The organism is Enterobacter sp. HNDS-6 (assembly GCF_039850505.1).
In the GTDB taxonomy this organism is placed as follows: Bacteria; Pseudomonadota; Gammaproteobacteria; order Enterobacterales; family Enterobacteriaceae; genus Enterobacter; species Enterobacter kobei.
The window spans coordinates 4,486,361-4,506,977 of sequence record NZ_CP156673.1 but is presented as its reverse complement, the minus strand read 5'-3'; the positions used below and the strand labels follow the sequence as shown (position 1 = coordinate 4,506,977).

Annotated in this window: 18 protein-coding genes; 14 read left to right on the top strand and 4 right to left on the bottom strand. The window is 54.1% G+C overall.

Annotated features, from left to right (window positions below):
• Positions 1-5 precede the first annotated feature (5 nt).
• The 9 genes from ABFI50_RS21050 to ABFI50_RS21010 all read left to right on the top strand — a co-directional run bounded on the left by ABFI50_RS21050 (position 6) and on the right by ABFI50_RS21010 (position 9,678).
• On the top strand, positions 6-887 hold the full coding sequence (locus ABFI50_RS21050) for a sugar ABC transporter permease (RefSeq protein WP_014884057.1): 882 nt from the start codon (positions 6-8) through the stop codon (positions 885-887).
• Positions 874-1,716 (top strand): carbohydrate ABC transporter permease, encoded by an 843-nt coding sequence (locus ABFI50_RS21045; RefSeq protein WP_063861424.1) that lies wholly within the window; start codon positions 874-876, stop codon positions 1,714-1,716. The genes ABFI50_RS21050 and ABFI50_RS21045 overlap by 14 nt, the downstream gene beginning before the upstream one ends.
• A gap of 29 nt (positions 1,717-1,745) precedes the next feature.
• Positions 1,746-2,798, top strand: coding sequence for a zinc-binding alcohol dehydrogenase (locus tag ABFI50_RS21040; RefSeq protein ID WP_023338367.1), 1,053 nt, complete (start codon positions 1,746-1,748; stop codon positions 2,796-2,798).
• 17 nt (positions 2,799-2,815) lie between these two features.
• Positions 2,816-3,604 carry a sugar phosphate isomerase/epimerase family protein gene (locus tag ABFI50_RS21035; RefSeq protein WP_332958295.1) on the top strand — a complete coding sequence of 263 codons (789 nt, stop codon included), beginning with the start codon at positions 2,816-2,818 and terminating at the stop codon, positions 3,602-3,604.
• 11 nt (positions 3,605-3,615) lie between these two features.
• A complete protein-coding gene (locus tag ABFI50_RS21030) occupies positions 3,616-4,674 on the top strand; it encodes a Gfo/Idh/MocA family oxidoreductase (RefSeq protein WP_086527826.1) in 1,059 nt (352 codons plus the stop codon).
• Positions 4,668-6,947, top strand: a complete 2,280-nt coding sequence (locus ABFI50_RS21025; RefSeq protein ID WP_332958322.1) for a glycoside hydrolase family 65 protein — start codon at positions 4,668-4,670, stop codon at positions 6,945-6,947. Before ABFI50_RS21030 ends, ABFI50_RS21025 begins: the two co-directional genes overlap by 7 nt.
• Complete coding sequence (pgmB, locus tag ABFI50_RS21020; RefSeq protein WP_347485001.1) at positions 6,937-7,611, top strand: beta-phosphoglucomutase; 675 nt, start codon at positions 6,937-6,939, stop codon at positions 7,609-7,611. Before ABFI50_RS21025 ends, pgmB begins: the two co-directional genes overlap by 11 nt.
• A 3-nt stretch (positions 7,612-7,614) precedes the next feature.
• Complete coding sequence (locus tag ABFI50_RS21015; RefSeq protein WP_014884050.1) at positions 7,615-8,697, top strand: ABC transporter ATP-binding protein; 1,083 nt, start codon at positions 7,615-7,617, stop codon at positions 8,695-8,697.
• Positions 8,698-8,763: 66 nt separating this feature from the next.
• Positions 8,764-9,678 carry an OmpG family monomeric porin gene (locus tag ABFI50_RS21010; protein WP_045268224.1) on the top strand — a complete coding sequence of 305 codons (915 nt, stop codon included), beginning with the start codon at positions 8,764-8,766 and terminating at the stop codon, positions 9,676-9,678.
• 34 nt (positions 9,679-9,712) lie between these two features.
• Here the strand turns inward: ABFI50_RS21010 and ABFI50_RS21005 are convergent, their stop codons facing one another.
• Entirely contained in the window at positions 9,713-10,723 is a 1,011-nt protein-coding gene (locus ABFI50_RS21005) for a LacI family DNA-binding transcriptional regulator (RefSeq protein ID WP_032636325.1), read from the bottom strand.
• A 155-nt stretch (positions 10,724-10,878) separates the two neighbouring features.
• Between ABFI50_RS21005 and ABFI50_RS21000 the strand changes: the two genes are divergently transcribed.
• The 3 genes from ABFI50_RS21000 to tyrR all read left to right on the top strand — a co-directional run bounded on the left by ABFI50_RS21000 (position 10,879) and on the right by tyrR (position 14,979).
• Complete coding sequence (locus ABFI50_RS21000; protein WP_088126690.1) at positions 10,879-12,276, top strand: YcjX family protein; 1,398 nt, start codon at positions 10,879-10,881, stop codon at positions 12,274-12,276.
• Positions 12,273-13,325, top strand: a complete 1,053-nt coding sequence (locus tag ABFI50_RS20995) for a YcjF family protein (RefSeq protein ID WP_088126691.1) — start codon at positions 12,273-12,275, stop codon at positions 13,323-13,325. The genes ABFI50_RS21000 and ABFI50_RS20995 overlap by 4 nt, the downstream gene beginning before the upstream one ends.
• A 112-nt stretch (positions 13,326-13,437) precedes the next feature.
• Complete coding sequence (tyrR, locus tag ABFI50_RS20990) at positions 13,438-14,979, top strand: transcriptional regulator TyrR (RefSeq protein WP_088126692.1); 1,542 nt, start codon at positions 13,438-13,440, stop codon at positions 14,977-14,979.
• 33 nt (positions 14,980-15,012) lie between these two features.
• On the opposite strand, the gene ABFI50_RS20985 is transcribed toward tyrR, so the two are convergent.
• Positions 15,013-16,221 carry an aldose 1-epimerase family protein gene (locus ABFI50_RS20985; protein ID WP_088126693.1) on the bottom strand — a complete coding sequence of 403 codons (1,209 nt, stop codon included), beginning with the start codon at positions 16,219-16,221 and terminating at the stop codon, positions 15,013-15,015.
• Between the two features lie 275 nt (positions 16,222-16,496).
• Positions 16,497-17,003 carry a thiol peroxidase gene (tpx, locus tag ABFI50_RS20980; RefSeq protein WP_045135272.1) on the bottom strand — a complete coding sequence of 169 codons (507 nt, stop codon included), beginning with the start codon at positions 17,001-17,003 and terminating at the stop codon, positions 16,497-16,499.
• Positions 17,004-17,110: 107 nt separating this feature from the next.
• On the opposite strand from tpx, the gene ycjG reads away from it, so the two are divergent.
• Positions 17,111-18,076, top strand: a complete 966-nt coding sequence (gene ycjG / locus ABFI50_RS20975) for an L-Ala-D/L-Glu epimerase (protein ID WP_088126694.1) — start codon at positions 17,111-17,113, stop codon at positions 18,074-18,076.
• Here the strand turns inward: ycjG and mpaA are convergent.
• On the bottom strand, positions 18,067-18,780 hold the full coding sequence (gene mpaA, locus ABFI50_RS20970) for a murein tripeptide amidase MpaA (RefSeq protein ID WP_014884041.1): 714 nt from the start codon (positions 18,778-18,780) through the stop codon (positions 18,067-18,069). The two genes, ycjG and mpaA, sit on opposite strands and share 10 nt — an antisense overlap.
• A 185-nt stretch (positions 18,781-18,965) precedes the next feature.
• Between mpaA and ABFI50_RS20965 the strand changes: the two genes are divergently transcribed.
• Positions 18,966-20,582, top strand: a complete 1,617-nt coding sequence (locus ABFI50_RS20965; RefSeq protein ID WP_014884040.1) for a peptide ABC transporter substrate-binding protein — start codon at positions 18,966-18,968, stop codon at positions 20,580-20,582.
• The last annotated feature ends 35 nt before the right edge of the window (positions 20,583-20,617 follow it).

Sequence of the window (20,617 nt, the reverse complement as noted above, 5' to 3'; positions counted from 1 at the left end):
AAATTATGAAGACGTTGTTTTCTGGTCGATCAGATATGCCTTTCGCCATGCTGCTGTTGGCCCCCAGCCTGATTTTGCTGGGGGGCCTGGTGGCCTGGCCAATGATTTCCAATATTGAAATCAGTTTCTTACGACTGCCGCTTAACCCGCGCATTAGCGCTGTGTTTGTTGGGCTGGACAATTACATTCGCATCCTCAGTGATGCGGCATTCTGGCACTCGCTGTGGATGACGTTCTGGTACACGGCGCTGGTGGTGATGGGCAGCACCGGGCTGGGGCTGGCCGTGGCGATCTTCTTTAATCGCGAATTTCGGATGCGCAAAACGGCACGTTCACTGGTGATTTTATCCTACGTGACGCCGTCTATTTCCCTGGTATTTGCCTGGAAATATATGTTCAACAACGGCTACGGCATTGTGAACTACCTGGGCGTTGATCTGCTGCACCTTTATGACCAGGCACCGCTGTGGTTCGACAACCCCGGCAGTAGCTTTGTGTTGGTCGTGCTGTTCGCCATCTGGCGCTACTTCCCGTACGCCTTCATTTCATTCCTGGCGATTTTGCAGACCATCGACAAATCGTTGTACGAAGCCGCAGAGATGGACGGGGCTAACGCCTGGCAGCGTTTTCGTATCGTGACGTTGCCCGCCATCATGCCAGTGCTGGCTACGGTGGTGACGCTGCGAACCATCTGGATGTTCTACATGTTTGCGGATGTCTACCTGCTGACCACGAAGGTCGATATTTTAGGCGTCTATCTCTATAAAACTGCATTCGCATTCAATGACTTGGGTAAAGCAGCAGCGATTTCTGTAGTGCTGTTTGTGATCATCTTCGCTGTGATTCTGCTGACCAGAAAAAGGGTAAACCTCAATGGCAACAAATAAACGCGTACTTAGCCGTATTGGTTTTTATCTGGGGCTGGCGGTATTTCTGATCATCACGCTGTTCCCGTTCTTCGTGATGCTGATGACGTCGTTTAAGAGCGCGAAAGAGGCTATATCGCTGCACCCGACTATTTTGCCGCAGGCGTGGACGCTTCAGCATTATGTCGACATCTTTAACCCGCTGATCTTCCCGTTTGTGGATTACTTCCGCAACAGCATGGTGGTATCGCTGACCTCGTCGGTGGTTGCGGTGTTCCTTGGCACGCTGGGGGCTTACGCCTTGTCGAAACTGCGTTTTAAAGGACGCACGACGATCAATGCGAGCTTCTACACCGTCTATATGTTCTCCGGGATTTTGCTGGTGGTGCCGCTGTTCAAGATCATCACCGCGCTCGGCATTTATGACACGGAACTGGCGCTGATCATCACCATGGTGACCCAGACATTGCCTACGGCGGTATTCATGCTGCGCAGCTATTTCGACACCATCCCGGACGAAATAGAAGAGGCCGCGATGATGGATGGTCTGAACCGCCTGCAAATCATATTCCGCATTACCGTGCCGCTGGCGATTTCCGGACTCGTGTCGGTGTTTGTTTACTGCTTCATGGTGGCATGGAACGACTACCTGTTTGCCTCCATTTTCCTGTCCAGCGCCAGCAACTTTACGCTGCCGGTCGGGCTGAACACGCTCTTTAGCACACCAGATTATATCTGGGGTCGCATGATGGCGGCATCGCTGGTGACGGCGCTTCCGGTGGTCATCATGTACGCACTTTCTGAACGTTTTATTAAAAGTGGTTTGACCGCCGGTGGCGTTAAGGGCTGAGGCGGCCAATTTTTTATCAGGAGCAAGTTATGAAAAAGTTAGTTGCGACAGCGCCTCGCGTGGCGGCGCTCGTGGAATATGAAGATCGTGCTGTGGAAGCACATGAAGTGAAAATTCGTGCCCGTTTTGGTGCACCAAAACACGGTACCGAAGTTGTGGATTTCCGTGCGGCAAGCCCGTTTATTGATGAAGAGTTCAACGCGGAGTGGCAGATGTTTACGCCGCGTGAAGAGGGCGCTGCGCGCGGTATCGAATTCGGTAAGTTCCAGCTGGGGAACATGATCGTCGGCGACATTATTGAATGCGGTGCTGACGTAACGGAATACCAGCCAGGCGACAGCGTCTGTTGCTATGGTCCGCTGCAGGAGACGGTCATTGTCAATGCGGTTAACAACTACAAGCTGCGCAAAATGCCGCAGGGCGCATCCTGGAAAAATGCTGTTTGCTACGATCCGGCGCAGTTCGCCATGAGCGGCGTGCGTGATGCCAATGTCCGTGTAGGCGACTTTGTGGTGGTGGTCGGTCTGGGTGCCATCGGACAGATTGCCATTCAGCTGGCAAAAAAAGCCGGTGCGTCAGTGGTCATCGGTGTCGATCCTATCGAGCACCGCTGTGAGATCGCTCGCCGTCATGGCGCAGATCACTGTCTGAACCCAATCGGTACCGATGTGGGTCTGGAAATTAAAAAGCTGACCGGCAAGCAGGGCGCGGACGTGATCATCGAGACCAGCGGTTTTGCGGATGCGCTGCAGTCTGCGCTGCGTGGACTTGCCTACGGCGGCACCATCTCCTACGTTGCGTTCGCTAAACCATTTGCCGCGGGTTTCAACCTCGGCCGCGAAGCACACTTCAATAACGCGAAGATTGTTTTCTCCCGCGCCTGCAGCGAACCCAACCCAGACTACCCGCGCTGGAGCCGTAAGCGTATCGAAGAGACCTGCTGGGAATTGCTGATGAACGGTTATCTCAACTGTGACGATCTGATTGACCCGGTCGTGACCTTCACCTCCAGCCCGGAAAGCTACATGAAGTATGTCGATCAGCATCCGGAACTCAGTATCAAAATGGGCGTCACTTTTTAAGCTAAGGACAGCAAATCATGAAAATCGCAACGCAAAACCAGGCCTTTTTCCCAGCCAACATTATGGAAAAATTCGAGTACATCAAAGCGATGGGTTTTGATGGCTACGAAATTGACGGCAAACTGCTGGTCGAAAACCTCGACGAAGTGAAAGCGGCTATCAAAGCCACGGGTCTGCCGGTGACGACGGCATGTGGCGGATACGATGGCTGGATCGGTGATTTTATCGAAGAACGTCGTCTCAACGGGCTACAGCAGATTGAACGCATTCTGCAAGCCCTGGCGGAAGTGGGTGGAAAGGGCATTATCGTGCCTGCGGCCTGGGGAATGTTTACCTACCGTTTGCCGCCAATGACTTCCCCACGCAGCCTGGACGGCGACCGCAAAGCGGTAAGCGCGTCGCTGCGCTGGCTGGATGAGGTTGCTGCACGCACCGGTACGACCGTCTACCTGGAACCGCTGAACCGCTACCAGGATCATATGATCAATACCCTGGCAGACGCGCGTCGTTATATCGAAGAGAACGATCTCAAGCACGTGCAGATCATCGGTGATTTCTATCATATGAACATTGAAGAAGACTCGCTGACGGATGCGCTGCATCAGAACCGCGATCTGCTGGGGCATGTGCATATTGCTGATAACCACCGCTATCAGCCGGGCAGCGGCAGCCTCGATTTCGCCAGCCTGTTCGATCAGCTGCGTGCCGATAACTACCAGGGTTATGTGGTGTATGAGTGCCGCGTTCGCGCCGACAATCCGGCTCAGGCTTATCAGGACTCACTCACTTATTTGCGTGAATGCTAAGGATGACGAGCGTGATGAGTGCTACTACACCTTCGCCTCTGCGCGTCGCCATTATTGGCGCCGGGCAGGTCGCGGACAAAGTGCATGCCTCGTATTACGCCACGCGCAGTGATGTTCACATGGTGGCTGTCATGGACAGCCGCCTTGAGCAGGCACAGGCGTTCGCGGAACGTTATGCTATTCCATCGGCATGGCAGGACGCTCACGAGATGTTGCAAACGGTGAAGCCGGACGTGGTGAGCGTCTGCTCGCCTAACCGGTTCCATTTTGAACATGTCATGGCTGCCCTCGAAGCGGGGTGTCATGTGATGTGTGAAAAACCCCCGGCGATGACGCCGCAACAGGCCGACCAGATGCGCATCGCGGCGCGTAAAGCAGGCAAAGTGCTGGCCTATGATTTTCACCACCGCTTTGCCCTGGATACCCAGCAACTGCGAGAGGCGGTAATGAATGGCACGCTCGGTGAAGTTTACTTCACATCGGCGCAGGCTGTGAGGCGGTGCGGTGTGCCGGGGTGGGGCGTGTTTACCAACAAATCATTACAGGGTGGCGGACCGCTGATTGATATCGGCATTCATATGCTTGATGCCGCCATGTATGTCCTGGGTTTCCCTGCGGTAAAGCGTGTGACCGCGCACAGCTTTCAGAGGCTGGGAAACCGCAAAAGTACCGGCCAGTTTGGCGAGTGGGATCCTACGCAATACACCGTTGAGGATGCCCTGTTTGGCACGATTGAATTCTGTAACGGCGGCATTCTGCGTCTGGACACCTCCTTTGCGCTTAACATCCGCGAGCAGTCCATCATGAATGTCGCTTTCTGCGGCGAAAAAGCGGGGGCAACGCTGTTCCCGGCGCACATCTATAACGACGAAGCCGGGGCGTTAGTCACCCTCGCGCAGCGTGAAGAGGCTGATGACCAGCGACATTTACGCAGTATGGATGCCTTCGTACGCCATGTTCAGGGTGAGCCCGTCATGATCGCGGATGCAGAACAGGGCCTGGTTATTCAGCAGCTTGTCGCCGCGCTTTATGAATCAGCAGAAACAGGGGAATGCGTGACATTATGCTGAACGTGTCTGTCTTAACCGATCCGGGCTTTTGTCCTCACAGCCTGAATAAATACGCCTCTGTTATGGCCTGCGGCAACGGCTACATGGGCATTCGCGCTGCGCATGAAGAAGATTACACCCTGCAAACCAGAGGCATGTACCTTGCGGGTCTGTATCATCGTGCGGGACGCAACGAAACCACCGAGCTCGTCAATCTGCCCGATATCACCGGCATTGATGTTGAGTTGAATGGCGTCAATTTCACCCTCCTCGCAGGGGACATTCTGGAGTGGCAGCGCGAGCTGGCTTTCGCTAACGGCGAGCTGCATCGTCGCGTTGTCTGGCGTTCGCCCGACGGAAACCGTTATCGGCTGGAAAGCCGTCGTTTTGTGTCGCTGGACCAGTTGCCTCTGGTGGCCATGCAGCTTTCGATCACGCCGCTTGATGCTGCTTCGCAGGCCGTGCTGAAAACCGGTATTGATGCAACGCAAACGAACAGCGGCAGACAGCATCTGGATGAAATCTCGGTCAGAGTCTTTGACCAGCACTACATGCAGGGCGTGTATGAAACGCAGGACCGGGCGTCAGATGTCGTCGTTTCGGCGTTTTGTCAGCTCTCAACGAAGAGCGACAGCTGTTTTACCGCAAAAAATCGTCGTCTCAACGTGCACCATTCCCTGACGATTGCGCAGGGTGACACTGTCACGCTTGAAAAAATTGTCTGGGTAACCCATCGCAGTGATAAAGCGCTGTCGCAGGAGTCTTTCGCTCGCAACGCGCTGGCCGATCTCAAAGTCTGCGCAGCAAGAGGCTACGACGCCTTGCTGGAAAGTTCAGCGTATGCCTGGAAAGCCGTCTGGCGTGACGCTCGTGTGGAAGTGACGTCTGCGGAACCTCAGGATCAGATGGCGCTGGATTATGCGGTCTGGCACCTGACCACGATGACGCCTGCCCATGACGAGCGAAGCAGTATCGCCGCGAAAGGGCTGACGGGAGAGGGGTATAAAGGCCACGTATTCTGGGATACCGAAATATTCCTGCTGCCTTTCCATCTGTTTACCCGCCCGCAGATTGCCCGCAGCCTGCTGCGTTATCGCTGGCTTAATCTCGCTGGCGCCCGGGAGAAAGCCCGTCGTAACGGCTGGCCCGGCGCGTTGTTCCCATGGGAAAGCGCGGCGAGTGGGGAGGAAGAAACGCCCGAGTTCGCGGCGATCAACATCCGTACCGGGATACGCCAGAAGGTGGCCTCCGCGCTTGCTGAGCATCACATCGTGGCAGATATCGCCTGGGCCGTCGTCGCTTACTGGCAGGCGACACATGATGATGCCTTTATGCGTAATGAGGGTCTGACGCTGCTGATGGAAACCGCCTCGTTCTGGATGGGACGCGCAACGGAAATCAATGGTCGTCTCGAAATCCATGACGTAATAGGGCCGGATGAATATACCGAGCATGTGAATAACAATGCCTACACCAACTATCTGGCCTGGCACAACGTTGCCTGTGCCGGTCAGTTTATGGCGATGTTTGGGCGTGAAGATGCGCGTTTTACGGAGAATGCCACGCAGTTCCTGGCGCGCTTATGGCTGCCAGAGGCCGATGCAGAGGGTGTGATCCCGCAGGATGACTCCTTTATGTCAAAACCTGCCATTGATCTGACCCGCTATAAAGCCAAAGCGGGTAAGCAGACGATTCTGCTCGATTATTCGCGTGCGGAAGTGAACGAGATGCAGATCCTGAAGCAGGCCGATGTGGTGATGCTTAACTACCTGCTGCCGGAACGGTTTACGCCGCAGCAGTGTGCCGCCAATCTGGCGTTTTATGAGCCACGCACGATCCATGATTCGTCATTGAGCAAAGCCATTCACGGGATTGTTCTCGCGCGATGCGGTGACACGCAGGGGGCCTATGCCTTCTGGCGTGATGGCATCGGCATTGATTTGGGTGACGATCCGCACAGCAGTGATGAAGGGATACATGCTGCCGCCACCGGTGCGATCTGGTCTGGCGCGGTTCAGGGGTTTGCTGGCCTGCAAATTATCGAAGGGGAACTGCATCTTGCGCCGAAACTGCCTGCTCACTGGCAGAAACTGGCATTCCCACTGCGGTGGCGCAACGCAACCCTGCATTTCACCTATGAAAACGAGGTGTTAACCATTGAAACGACGGCACCTGCCACGGTAACGCTGTGGGGCAAAACGCTACATGTGTCGGCGCGAAAAGTTATCACCCGTAAGGACTTTCTTGCATCTGAAAATGGGACCGCTACCACGGAGGGGCACCATGGCGCTTAAGGCTGTTGTATTCGATCTGGACGGTGTGATCACCGATACCGCACACCTCCACTTTCTGGCCTGGCGAGCCGTGGCGGAGGAAATTGGCATCACTTTCGACGAAGTCTTTAACGAACAGCTGAAGGGAATAAGCCGTATGGATTCTCTCCTGCGCATTCTGAAGCATGGCGGAAAAGAGGGGATGTTTAGCGATGAGCAGTGCCTTGCGCTTGCGACGAAAAAAAACGCGCGTTATGTCCAGTCGCTGGCATCGCTGACGCAGGATTCGCTGCTTCCGGGGATTCGAGACGTGCTGGCGGAGATCCGTGCAGCGAAAGTCAAAATTGGGCTCGCGTCCGTATCGCTCAATGCCCCGGGGATTTTGCACGCGCTGGGCATTCATCAGGCATTTGATTTTTGCGCGGATGCTTCCCGCATTCGTCACTCAAAGCCAGACCCGGAGATTTTTCTCGCCGCCTGTGCCGGTCTGGACGTACGTCCTGAAGAGGCGATCGGTATTGAAGATGCCGCTGCGGGCGTTCAGGCAATCAACGCCGCAGGGATGTTGTCGGTAGGGATTGGGCCTGGCCTTAACCATGCAGGACTACAACTTCATTCAACGCAGGACCTGACCTGGACATGCCTGACTGAATTCTGGGCAACCCGGCGTATTAATAAGGAATAAATTATGGCTCAACTGTCTCTAAAACATATTCAGAAAATCTACGATAACCAGGTCCATGTGGTTAAAGATTTCAACCTCGAAATAGAAGACAAAGAATTCATTGTGTTCGTTGGTCCATCGGGATGTGGTAAATCCACGACCCTGCGCATGATTGCCGGGCTGGAGGAGATCAGCGCCGGTGAGCTGATCATTGACGGGGTCTGCATGAATGATGTCCCCGCTAAATCTCGCGATATCGCGATGGTCTTCCAGAACTACGCGCTTTACCCGCATATGACGGTCTACGACAACATGGCGTTTGGCCTGAAAATGCAAAAAATAGCGCCTGCGGTGATTGAGGAGCGTGTTAACTGGGCGGCGCAGATTTTGGGGTTACGTGATTATCTCAAGCGTAAGCCTGGCGCACTGTCCGGTGGTCAGCGCCAGCGCGTGGCGTTAGGCCGGGCGATCGTGCGTGAAGCCGGTGTCTTCCTGATGGATGAACCGCTGTCCAACCTTGATGCCAAGCTTCGCGTGCAGATGCGTGCTGAAATCAGCAAGCTGCACCAGAAGCTTAATACCACCATGATTTATGTTACGCACGACCAGACGGAAGCCATGACGATGGCCACCCGCATCGTGATCTTAAAAGACGGCATTATTCAGCAGGTCGGGGCGCCGAAGCAGGTGTACAACGAGCCGGCCAATATGTTTGTCGCAGGGTTTATTGGCTCACCGGCGATGAACTTCATTCGGGGTGCTATCGACGATCGTTATTTCGTAACGGAAACGTTGCGTCTGGAGATCCCTGAAGACAAGCTGGCCGAACTGAATGCACAAGGTTACCAGCGTAAAGCGGTCGTCTTCGGTATCCGTCCGGAAGACATTCTTACCCTGCAGAGCAGCGGAGAAGACATCACGGCGAAAGTCAGCGTGGCTGAACTGACCGGCGCTGAATTTATGCTTTATGCCACCGTAGGGGGGCATGAACTGGTTGTCCGTGCAGGTGCAGCGAATGACTACGTCGCCGGAGATAATATTGGCATCCAGTTCGATATGAATAAGTGCCATTTCTTCGACGCTGATACAGAAGCGGCTATTAGATAAGAAAGGTGTTTGCCGGAAATGCAAATTTCCGGTTTTTTTGTTGGTTAATTAGAAAGGGAATATCTCATGAGTACTCTACTAAAAAGTGCTGCGCTCGTTCTGTGCGCAGGGGTTAGCTGTGCGCAAGCGGCAGAAACTGCGAAACAGTGGGAATTTAATATCGGGGCCATGTATGAAATTGAAAACGTCGAAGGTCAGGGCGACGATAAAGATGGATTATATGAACCTTCCGTGTGGTTTAATGCGACCTGGGATGCCTGGACAATTTCTCTGGCGATGTATCAGGAAGGGCCCGTCGATTACAGCAGCATGACGCGCGGAACCTATTTTGACCGTCCGGAATTTGAATTACGCTATCGCTTTATTGGTACCGATGATTTTACTTTTGGTCTGACCGGCGGCTTCCGTAATTATGGTTATCACTTTAAAGATGAGCACGGTGCCAAAGACGGCAGCGCAAATATGCAGCGCTACAAAGTACAGCCAGACTGGGATATTAAATTAACCGATGACTGGCGCTTTAGTGGCTGGCTTGCTATGTATCAGTTTGCTAACGATCTGGAAAAAACCGGTTATGCTGACAGCCGTGTTGAGACCGAAACGGGCTTTACCTGGACTATCAATGAAACCGTCTCCGCAAAAGTAAATTACTATTTAGAGCGCGGTTTCAATATGGACAGCTCACGTAATAACGGCGAGTTTTCCACGCAGGAAATTCGCGCCTATCTGCCTGTTTCGTTGGGCCAGATAACCTTAACGCCTTACACCCGCCTGGGTCTTGACCGCTGGTCAAACTGGGACTGGCAGGACGATCCGTCGCGTGAAGGGCATGATTTCAACCGCCTGGGTATGCTGTATGCCTATGACTTCAACAACGGTTTATCCATGACGCTGGAATATGCGTATGAATGGGAAAACCACGATGAGGGCGAGAGCGACCGCTTCCACTATGCGGGCGTAGGTGTGAATTACGCGTTCTGATACATCACTTACCAGGGGCGATCCGCCCCTGGTTTTAGCGCAGAGAAGCCGCTAATACAAAGTGGGTGTCGACAAGCACTTTTTGCGGGGCAGGTTGACCACTAATGCGCCTGAAGAGCAGATCGCAACTCTCTTCACCCAGCTTGCGAGTAGGGATATCAAACCCGCCTGGCGCTGGCGTGAGAATGAGAGAGAGCATCGGGTCACTGTATCCGGCTATCACGACCTGCTCAGGGATCATCAGATTTAACTCATCCGCAGCACGATAGAGGCTTAGCAACTTCATGCTGTCGGTGGCGAATACCGCATCAGGAGGAACTGGCGAGGATAATAATGTAATCGCCGCAGCGAGTGCACTCTCGTGGGTATAACCACCATCCATGATCCAGTCGGAATGAATAGCAATATTATGTTTTGCCAGACTGGCTTTATAGCCCGCCAGACGATCAATTGAAACGTGGTAATCAAGCGGTGCATGCAGACAGGCAATTTTCCGTCGCCCATTTTTAATGAAGTTATCCGTCAGCGTGGCGCTGTCATTAAAATTATCCGTATCGACGGAATAAATATTCTGATAATCACCTTCCACTTTGCCAATGACGACGACGGGTACGCCATACGCATCCAGCGTGCTGAAAAAAGATTCATTTGCCGGTGAACTCAGCATGATGACGCCTTTGATCATTTTCTGCTTTATTTTGCTCACACATTTCAGCAGATCGTCTTCGCTGCTTTTGGATGTTTGCAAAATAACGTCAAAACCTTCTTCTTCCGCTTTTGTTGTAATCGCATGAAGAACATCAGAGAAAAAAGGGTTACCGGCTGTGGTTTTGGTCGAGCGGGTCGATATAACCATAATGGCATCGAAGCCAGAAGAGGTCAGTGCGCGGGCCAGTTTGTTGGGCTGATAATTTAATTCGTCTATCGCCTTCAGCACTTTGTCACGTGCTTCGGGGGATATATTCGTTTGTTTATTCAGAACGCGGGATACGGTTGATTTCGATACGCCCGCAACCCGTGCGATATCATAGATGGTGGGTGACATACACCTTACTCACTCCGGACTGACAGCAATGCCGCTCATCTTACTGGAGAGAAAACGGCAATAGCAATAAATAAGAATTGATAATCAACGATCTGCCCCCATTTATTGTATTCTGAAGCCATGCATTCCAGGCTTCCGGGCAATGAAGGATGGCGATGAAGCGACTTAAGAACGAACTCAATTCACTGGTGAACCGTGGCGTTGACCGACATCTGCGCCTGGCCGTCACCGGTCTAAGCCGCAGCGGCAAGACGGCATTCATAACGGCGATGGTGAACCAGCTCCTGAACCTGCACGCCGGAGCGCGCCTGCCGTTGCTCAGCGCCGTGAGAGAAGAGCGTCTGCTGGGCGTTAAGCGCGTCCCTCAGCGCGATTTTGGTATTCCTCGTTTTACCTATGACGAAGGGCTGGCACAACTTTACGGGGAGCCGCCCGCGTGGCCGACGCCGACGCGAGGCGTGAGTGAAATTCGCCTTGCGCTGCGTTTCCGCTCAAATGAATCCCTGATGCGCCACTTCAAGGATACCTCCACCCTGTATCTGGAAATCGTCGATTACCCGGGCGAATGGCTGCTCGATTTGCCGATGCTGGCGCAGGACTACCTTAGCTGGTCCCGTCAGATGACAGGGTTGCTGCAGGGACAACGCGCTGCGTGGTCAACGAAATGGCGAGCGCTGTGTGAAGGTCTGGATCCGCTGGCACCAGCGGATGAAAACCGTCTGGCGGCGATTGCCGAGGCCTGGACGGACTATCTTCATCAGTGCAAACAGGAAGGGCTGCACTTCATCCAGCCGGGGCGTTTTGTCTTGCCGGGGGACTTAGCCGGAGCGCCCGCGCTGCAGTTCTTCCCCTGGCCAGATGTGGACGGCGCCGGTGAATCGAAGCTGGCCCAGGCCGGTAAACACACGAACGCCGGGATGCTGCGCGAGCGGTACAATTACTACTGCGAAAAAGTGGTCAAAGGATTTTATAAAAACCACTTCTTGCGTTTCGACCGCCAGATTGTGCTGGTAGATTGCCTGCAGCCGCTTAACAGCGGGCCGCAGGCATTTAACGATATGCGCCTCGCGCTGACCCAACTGATGCAGAGTTTTCACTACGGGCAGCGGACGCTGTTCCGTCGTCTTTTCTCGCCGGTGATCGACAAGCTGCTGTTCGCGGCCACGAAAGCCGATCACGTGACGGTCGATCAGCATGCCAACATGGTTTCTCTGCTGCAGCAGCTGGTGCAGGATGCGTGGCAAAATGCCGCGTTTGAAGGGATTAGCATGGATTGTCTTGGGCTGGCCTCCGTCCAGGCGACGCAGAGCGGGCTGATTGATCTCAACGGCGAGAAAATACCGGCATTGCGCGGGAATCGCCTCAGCGACGGTGAGCCGCTTACGGTCTATCCGGGCGAAGTGCCTGCCAGGCTGCCGGGCCAGGCCTTCTGGCAGAGCCAGGGTTTCCAGTTTGAAGCCTTCCGCCCTCAGGCGATGAGCGTCGATCGGCCGTTACCACACATCCGTCTGGATGCGGCGCTGGAGTTTTTGATTGGAGATAAATTGCGATGACGGAACCGTTAAAACCACGCATAGATTTTACCGGAACGCTTGAGCATGCGGATCGCGAAGCGTTTAAAACGGCGCAGACGTTCAGCGGTACGCAGGCAGAGAACTTTGCCCCGGCACTGCCGGACGATCCCGCGGTTGAGGAGGGGCCAGCGGAGGCGGTCGTGGAGGCCGCTTTGCGTCCAAAACGCAGTGTGTGGCGCAGAATGGTCACCGCCGGTCTGGCACTGTTCGGCGTCAGCGTGGTCGGGCAGGGCGTCCAGTGGGCGATGAACGCCTGGCAAACGCAGGACTGGGTCGCACTGGGCGGATGTGCCGCAGGTGCGCTGATTGTTGGCGCGGGCGTGGGGTCTGTTGCGACGGAGTGGCGACGTCTCTGGCGTCTGCGACAGCGCGCGCATGAGCGTGATGAAGCCCGGGATCTCCTCCACAGCCACGGAACCGGCAAAGGCCGCGCGTTTTGTGAGAAACTGGCCAGCCAGGCCGGTATCGATCAGTCGCATCCGGTGCTTCAGGGCTGGTATGCCGCCATCCATGAAACGCAGAATGACCGGGAAGTGGTAACGCTCTATTCCCATATGGTTCAGCCGGTACTGGATGCCCAGGCGCGACGCGAGATTAGCCGTTCTGCGGCAGAGTCCACGCTGATGATTGCCGTCAGCCCGCTGGCGCTGGTGGATATGGCGTTTATCGCCTGGCGTAACCTGCGTTTGATTAACCGTATCGCTCATCTCTACGGTATCGAGCTGGGTTACTACAGTCGACTCAGACTGTTCAAGCTGGTGTTACTCAATATCGCCTTTGCTGGTGCGAGCGAACTGGTGCGTGAAGTGGGCATGGACTGGATGTCGCAGGATCTGGCTGCGCGTCTTTCGGCTCGCGCTGCGCAGGGTATTGGCGCGGGCTTACTGACGGCGCGTCTGGGTATCAAGGCGATGGAAGTGTGCCGACCGCTGCCGTGGATCGATGGCGATAAGCCACGGCTGGGGGATTTTCGGCGCGAACTGATTGGCCAGCTTAAAGAGACGCTCAATAAAAAACCTGCTCCGTGAGGTTTTGTTCACTTATCGTGCTGGCTGTCAATATTTGTTGACAGCCATCTTCCGGTTCACCGTGTTCTGACATATCATTTTAATGTTACTGGCTTAAAACGGTGAATTTCCCATGCGTCTTGAAGTCTTCTGTGAAGACCGTCTCGGTCTGACCCGCGAGTTACTCGATCTTCTTGTTTTACGTAGCATTGATTTACGTGGCATTGAGATCGATCCTGTCGGGCGAATTTACCTCAATTTTGCCGAAATTGAATTCAATACCTTTAGCAGTCTGATGGCGGAAATCCGCCGTATCGCTGGCGTTACGGATGTGCGCACTATCCCCTGGATGCCCTCCGAGCGAGAGCACCTGGCACTGAGCGCGCTGCTGGAAGCCATGCCTGAACCGTTCCTCTCTCTGGATCTGAAAAGTAAAGTCGAGCGCGTTAACCACGCAAGCTGTCAGCTATTCGCACAGAGCCAGGAGAAGCTCAGCAATCAACATGCCGCACAGCTGGTCCCGGGTTTTAACTTCCAGCGCTGGCTGGACAGCAACCCGCAGAATACCCACAGCGAGCATGTAGTGATAAACGGGCAGAATTTCCTGATGGAGATCACACCGGTTTATCTGAAAGGGGAAAGCGACACTCGCGTACTGACCGGTGCCGTAATTATGCTGCGCTCGACGTTACGTATGGGCCGCCAGCTGCAAAACCTCTCCAGCCAGGATGTCGGCGCATTTAGCCAGATTATTGCCGTCAGCCCGAAAATGCGTCATGTGGTTGACCAGGCGCGCAAGCTCGCCAGCCTGACCGCGCCGCTGCTGATTACTGGTGATACCGGTACCGGGAAAGATCTGCTGGCTCACGCTGTGCATCTGGCAAGCCCGCGTGCGGCTAAACCGTATCTGGCACTTAATTGCGCCTCTATCCCGGAAGATGCTGTTGAAAGCGAACTGTTTGGACACGCGCCGGAAGGCAAGAAAGGGTTCTTCGAGCAGGCTAACGGCGGCTCCGTGCTGCTGGATGAGATCGGTGAAATGTCGCCGCGCATGCAGGCCAAGCTGCTGCGTTTCCTGAACGACGGAACCTTCCGCCGCGTTGGTGAAGATCATGAGGTGCATGTGGACGTGCGTGTCATCTGTGCCACCCAGAAAAACCTGGTGGAACTGGTGCAAAAGGGGATATTCCGCGAGGATCTCTATTACCGCCTTAACGTCCTTACGCTGAACATTCCACCGCTGCGCGATTGTTCGCAGGACATCATGCCGTTAACGGAACTGTTTGTCGCCCGCTTTGCCGACGAGCAGGGCGTCCCGCGTCCGAAGCTTTCTGCCGATCTCGGCACGGTGTTAATGCGCTACGGTTGGCCGGGCAACATCCGTCAGCTTAAAAATGCCGTTTATCGTGCACTTACCCAACTTGAAGGGTATGAACTGCGTCCGCAGGATATTCTGCTGCCTGATTACGACGCCGGAACGGTATCGGTAGGTGAAGAGGCGATGGAAGGGTCGCTGGATGATATTACCAGTCGCTTTGAACGCTCCGTCCTGACGCAGCTTTATCGCAGCTATCCAAGTACTCGCAAACTGGCAAAACGGCTTGGCGTATCGCATACCGCGATTGCGAATAAGCTGCGTGAGTATGGTTTGAATCATAAGAAGGGTGACGAATAGCAAAAAGCCTCTGTAAAGAGGCTTTTTTAATGTTTATTCCTTCGCCAGCGGTGTGGTCACGATTTCTGTTTTTGTCTCTCCCTGAATGGCCGCAATCCTGTTTTCAACCTCTTTCACCTGTTGCGGGCTATGAAGCAGGGTATAGGTGAGATCAAACTGCGCGCTGGCTCCAGGCTGTAATTGCTTAACCCGTTTCTGCTCACGTTCTATGGTCACGGGGTAGGCGTAGCTCGTACCCGGCTCAATCCCCGTAACGTACCCCTGTTTTGGCGTATCGGTATTTTTCCATAAGGTCAGCACGGGTAGCTGGCGTGTATCAAACTGAATTGACGCGCCTTTATCGCCGGCTTTGTTGACCACCGCCGCGAGGGTTTCGTGGTTGTTGTCCGCAAGCGGTTTGATGTTAAAGACCATCTCATCAAAGCCTTTTGTCGGCCCGGCATAGGTTTGCCAGTTGTCTAAGCCCGCTTTAGCGTAATCGTTGAAGGGGCTCACGCTTACCGCCGGAGCAAGGAAGCGTGCGCCTTCTTCGAGGATCGGCGTCCCGAAGTTACTGTGATAGATGATTTGATAGTCATGAGGGTAATCGGCATGGTTTGTCAGGACATCATGCAGGCTGAACTGGTTAGTTCCTGGAACGTAACGCAGTTCGGTCATGGTTTGCAGATCCGCTTTTTTAAACGTGCTCTCTTTGATTAACCCGCGAATACGAATTTCATACGGGGCGGTATCCGCGACGTCAACTTCGACCTGAGAAGCCGGGGTATTACCGGCCTTGCCGTGAAGCGTATAAATCTGGCCGTCAGCCGTGACCGGGTGTCCCGTCCACTCATAACCACAGCGGACCATCATCTCATTGAATCCTTCCAGCCAGCCGAGGCCATTTCTGCTTTCCAGATTTATATACGCTGGGTTAACGACCTCTTTAACGGGAGAATTCCACCCCAGTCGGGTACCAAAACCTTCCACATGCAGAAGATTCATTCCACGCGTCGGGCTGAGGGTAATTGTCAGACCGTTTTTACTGCTGATAATGATAACTTTACTGCCTTCCTGCTTTCCGCCGTGCAACACTTTCTGCTCAATGCTGAACGTTTGGTTGTTAATTTTCAGCTCATCGCTGGAAATCTTCCAGTTTCCTTTTTCTACGCTGCTTTCAGCGCTGGTCAGCACCCACGTTTTTGCTGCGGCGTGACCCGAAACCAGTACCGCAAGGAGCGTTAAAGCCAGTTTTATTTTCATTTTGATCCCTTTTTGCTGAAACGATTATTTGATCTCGTAAGCAAATCTAATGTTTTGCCGTAAAGGGAAATGTGATGGGCTTCACTGAGGGCGAAGATGATAAATATTAACCAGTATTATGTGGGAAAGATCGCGTTATTGTTGAGTTGCTGATATTTATTTGCATAAATAATGTGAAGTTATCATATTTATGCTTTAACGATTCAGCGTGTGGGTAATAAAAAACCCCGCCATCGCGAGGTTTTGAAAACGCAGTATAAATTGCTAAGTCACTGTTATGCTTTAAGCGTGTCCAGTGCGGCGGTGTAATCCGGCTCGGTCGTAATTTCGTTAACCAGTTCGCTGAAAAGGACAGTGTCGTTTTCATCAATAACCAGTACAGCGCGTGCAGCCAGACCTTTCAGTGGACCTTCCGCGATGCTAACACCGTATTTTTCGAGGAAATCCGGGCTACGCAGGGTGGAGAGGGTGATAACGTTGCTCAGGCCTTCAGCGCCGCAGAAGCGGGACTGGGCGAATGGCAGGTCAGCGGAAATGCACAGCACCACGGTGTTGTCCATTTCGGTGGCCAGTTGGTTGAATTTACGCACGGAGGCAGCGCAAACGCCTGTATCAATGCTTGGGAAAATGTTCAGCACTTTGCGTTTACCCGCAAACTGAGCCAGTGTGACGTCAGACAGATCTTTAGCCACCAGAGTAAAAGCCTGCGCTTTGCTGCCAGCCTGCGGAATGGAACCTGCAACAGCAACCGGGTTGCCCTGGAAATGAACGAGTTGTGACATAGATATCTTCCTGTTTACATATAGTTAACGTCGGGGCTAGTGTATGCCATCAGCAGATAACACGGCAAACCAATTTTTTCGCCTTTCCGGGCCGCAAGGAGTCAGTGATGAGAAGCGTTAAGGTCTATGAAGAAGCCTGGCCATTGCATACCCCGTTTGTGATCTCTCGCGGCAGCCGAAGCGAAGCCTGCGTGGTGGTCGTTGAAATCGAAGAGGACGGTTTTAAAGGCGTGGGTGAATGCACGCCTTATCCACGCTATGGGGAAAGCCTCGCGTCGGTCATGGCGCATATCATGACGCTGGTTCCGGACCTGCAAACCGGACTCTCTCGCGAGGCGCTCCAGCAACGTTTACCCGCCGGGGCCGCGCGCAACGCCATTGATTGTGCGCTCTGGAACCTGGAAGCGGCGAAACAGCAAACATCGCTGACGTCATTGCTGGGCGTGGTGCTGCCGGAATCGGTGGTTACCGCGCAAACGGTGGTAATCGGTGAGCCGGAACAGATGGCCGCCAGCGCAAAAGCGCTCTATGACGCCGGTGCAACGCTATTGAAAGTGAAACTCGACGATCGCCTGATCAGCGAGCGAATGGTCGCTATTCGCTCAGCGGTTCCCGCCGCCACGCTCATTGTTGACGCCAACGAATCCTGGCACCCGGAAGGGCTGGCCGCACGATGTCAGCTGCTGGCCGACCTGGGGGTCGCCATGCTGGAGCAGCCTCTGCCAGCAGAAGATGATGTGGCGCTGAATAATTTTATCCATCCATTGCCCGTCTGCGCGGATGAAAGCTGCCATACCCGGGAACGTTTGAGCGACCTTCAGGGGCGCTATGAGATGGTCAATATTAAGCTCGACAAGACCGGCGGCCTGACAGAGGCGCTGGCCCTGGCGGAAGAGGCCCGGGCGCAGGGATTTGCGCTGATGCTGGGCTGCATGCTCTGCACGTCCCGGGCGATCGGTGCGGCGCTACCGCTGGTTAATCAGGTCCGTTTCGCCGATCTGGATGGCCCGACGTGGCTGGCGGTTGATGTGTCACCCGCGCTTGATTTTACCAGCGGCGTGCTTCATCTCTGAGGCTGCCAGCGTAAAAGCTCCATCATGGCTTTTAAGTACTTTTCGCTGGCTTCGTCGGACGAGATCGCCGGGAATTCAGCGGTAATGCAGGGCAGGCTCAAATCGGCGCACCAGCTACCGAATGATCCTGGCGTTTCATAGCCGACGCTGGTGACGAGTGGCAGGGAAAATGCTTTCGCCAGCCAGGCGCCCAGCTCGGAGTGACGCGGATCTTCAATACACGCCAGCGGATCGTGGAAAGAGACAATCCATGCAGGGTGGATCTTATGGATGAGCTGGCACAGCGCCTGGGTTTCAGGCTCCGAGCCCGGTTTATCTCCCGTCAGCAGAACCACATCACGCTCCTCGGCGGAGCTGTTCCAGCGATAAACGGTTTCTCCGGCGCGCCAGTTTGCTGCCGGGAAATTACGATTTAAGTCGACGCCTCTCGCATTGGCGCGGAGACCGAGCTGACAGCCGTCCGGGTTAACCGCCAGAATCACGTGATGACGCCGTAATGAGGGCGTTAGTGTCCGCAGCGCGCATGAAAGCGTCACGATGGAGGAGTTCTCGTCACCGTGCGTGCCGGCAAGAATCAAGCCGCTGTCGCGGTCGGCATCGGGGGCGGGGAACCAGATCAACGATGCGCCTAAAAATGAGCGGCCATATTGCTCAGCGCCCGGCGGAAAGGCGCCGCGTTCCGCTCTCGGTCGGGTGGTTGTCATACGAAATCCTGATAAAAAGATCACTACTCGCAGTGTTGTGCAAAACACGCGGTTAATCAAATAGTTTCCGAAATGGTTGAGAATTGCCTTAAATCACTATTCGGGAGTAAGTTATTTGCATTTCTTTTTGTCGAAACAAATAATTACGCATCTGCTTGTTACCTGAATTCATTAAAGGGGATCTTATGAAGCATCCTGTTTCGCGTCTTTTTGCCGCACTGTGCCTGTGCGGACTCTCTTCACTCTCTTTCGCTGCGGATGTGCCACAGGGTACGGCACTGGCGCAAAAACAGGAGCTGGTCAGACACATTAAAGACGAACCGGCTTCACTCGATCCGGCAAAAGCGGTGGGGCTGCCAGAGATTCAGGTGATTCGCGATCTCTTCGAAGGTCTGGTGAATCAGAATGAGAAAGGGGAGTTGACGCCGGGAGTGGCAACGCGCTGGCAGAGCAACGATAACCGCATCTGGACATTTACCCTACGCGATAACGCGAAGTGGTCCGACGGTTCGCCTGTCACCGCCCAGGATTTTGTCTACAGCTGGCAGCGTCTGGTTGATCCGAAAACGACCTCTCCGTTTGCCTGGTTTGCTGCCCTGGCGGGTATCAACAACGCGCAGGCCATTATTGATGGTAAAGCTGCACCCGATACGCTTGGCGTAACGGCGGTCGATGCCAGAACATTACGCGTCCAGTTGGACAAACCGCTGCCGTGGTTCAGTAATCTGACGGCTAACTTTGCCTTCTACCCGGTGCAAAAAGCCAACGTAGAAAGTGGTAAAGAGTGGACCCGTCCGGGATCTCTGGTCGGCAATGGTGCCTATGTCCTGAATGACCGCGTGGTGAATGAAAAACTGGTTGTCGTCCCCAATACCCACTACTGGGACAATGCAAAAACCGTCCTGCAAAAGGTCACTTTCGTACCGATTAACCAGGAATCATCGGCCACCAAACGTTATCTGGCGGGTGATATTGATATTACCGAATCGTTCCCAAAAAACATGTATCAGAAGCTCCTGAAGGATATTCCGGGCCAGGTTTACACACCGCCTCAGCTGGGCACGTATTACTATGCGTTCAATACGCAAAAGGGCCCAACGGCCGATTCCCGCGTTCGCCTGGCGCTGAGCATGACCATCGATCGCCGCATTATGGCGGAAAAAGTGTTAGGCACGGGAGAGAAGCCCGCATGGCACTTCACGCCTGACGTGACGGCCGGGTTCACCCCGGAGGCCTCGCCATTTGAACAGATGTCGCAGCAGGAGCTGAACGCCCAGGCGAAAACCTTGCTGCAGGCCGCGGGGTATGGCCCTCAGCGTCCGCTGAAGCTGACCCTGCTGTACAATACTTCAGAAAATCATCAGAAGATTGCCATCGCGGTGGCGTCCATGTGGAAGAAAAATCTCGGTGTGGATGTCAAACTGCAAAACCAGGAGTGGAAAACGTACATTGACAGCCGTAATACCGGTAACTTTGACGTGATCCGCGCCTCCTGGGTGGGCGATTACAACGAGCCATCGACATTCCTTTCGCTGCTGACCTCAACCCACAGCGGTAACATCTCGCGTTTCAACGACCCGGCCTACGATAAAATTATCCACCAGGCGACGCTGGAAACCACGGCGAAAGCGCGCAATACGGACTACAACATGGCGGAAAAAATCCTCACGGAGAAAGCGCCTATCGCGCCGATTTATCAGTACACCAATGGCCGCCTGATTAAGCCGTGGGTGAAAGGCTATCCTATTAATAATCCGGAAGACGTGGCGTATAGCCGGACGATGTATATTGAGAAGCACTGACGGGAGAGAATAACCTTGTCGCACTGAAAACTGGC

What these genes read in the sequence shown, in the direction of transcription:
- ABFI50_RS21005 (WP_032636325.1), bottom strand. Translation starts at nt 10,723, where the DNA reads ATGTCACCCACCATCTATGATATCGCACGGGTTGCGGGCGTATCGAAA.
- ABFI50_RS21040 (WP_023338367.1), top strand. Translation starts at nt 1,746, where the DNA reads ATGAAAAAGTTAGTTGCGACAGCGCCTCGCGTGGCGGCGCTCGTGGAA.
- tpx (WP_045135272.1), bottom strand. Translation starts at nt 17,003, where the DNA reads ATGTCACAACTCGTTCATTTCCAGGGCAACCCGGTTGCTGTTGCAGGT.
- ABFI50_RS21035 (WP_332958295.1), top strand. Translation starts at nt 2,816, where the DNA reads ATGAAAATCGCAACGCAAAACCAGGCCTTTTTCCCAGCCAACATTATG.
- ABFI50_RS21000 (WP_088126690.1), top strand. Translation starts at nt 10,879, where the DNA reads ATGAAGCGACTTAAGAACGAACTCAATTCACTGGTGAACCGTGGCGTT.
- ABFI50_RS20985 (WP_088126693.1), bottom strand. Translation starts at nt 16,221, where the DNA reads ATGAAAATAAAACTGGCTTTAACGCTCCTTGCGGTACTGGTTTCGGGT.
- ABFI50_RS21025 (WP_332958322.1), top strand. Translation starts at nt 4,668, where the DNA reads ATGCTGAACGTGTCTGTCTTAACCGATCCGGGCTTTTGTCCTCACAGC.
- ABFI50_RS20995 (WP_088126691.1), top strand. Translation starts at nt 12,273, where the DNA reads ATGACGGAACCGTTAAAACCACGCATAGATTTTACCGGAACGCTTGAG.
- ABFI50_RS21015 (WP_014884050.1), top strand. Translation starts at nt 7,615, where the DNA reads ATGGCTCAACTGTCTCTAAAACATATTCAGAAAATCTACGATAACCAG.
- ABFI50_RS20965 (WP_014884040.1), top strand. Translation starts at nt 18,966, where the DNA reads ATGAAGCATCCTGTTTCGCGTCTTTTTGCCGCACTGTGCCTGTGCGGA.
- pgmB (WP_347485001.1), top strand. Translation starts at nt 6,937, where the DNA reads ATGGCGCTTAAGGCTGTTGTATTCGATCTGGACGGTGTGATCACCGAT.
- ycjG (WP_088126694.1), top strand. Translation starts at nt 17,111, where the DNA reads ATGAGAAGCGTTAAGGTCTATGAAGAAGCCTGGCCATTGCATACCCCG.
- mpaA (WP_014884041.1), bottom strand. Translation starts at nt 18,780, where the DNA reads ATGACAACCACCCGACCGAGAGCGGAACGCGGCGCCTTTCCGCCGGGC.
- tyrR (WP_088126692.1), top strand. Translation starts at nt 13,438, where the DNA reads ATGCGTCTTGAAGTCTTCTGTGAAGACCGTCTCGGTCTGACCCGCGAG.
- ABFI50_RS21050 (WP_014884057.1), top strand. Translation starts at nt 6, where the DNA reads ATGAAGACGTTGTTTTCTGGTCGATCAGATATGCCTTTCGCCATGCTG.
- ABFI50_RS21045 (WP_063861424.1), top strand. Translation starts at nt 874, where the DNA reads ATGGCAACAAATAAACGCGTACTTAGCCGTATTGGTTTTTATCTGGGG.
- ABFI50_RS21010 (WP_045268224.1), top strand. Translation starts at nt 8,764, where the DNA reads ATGAGTACTCTACTAAAAAGTGCTGCGCTCGTTCTGTGCGCAGGGGTT.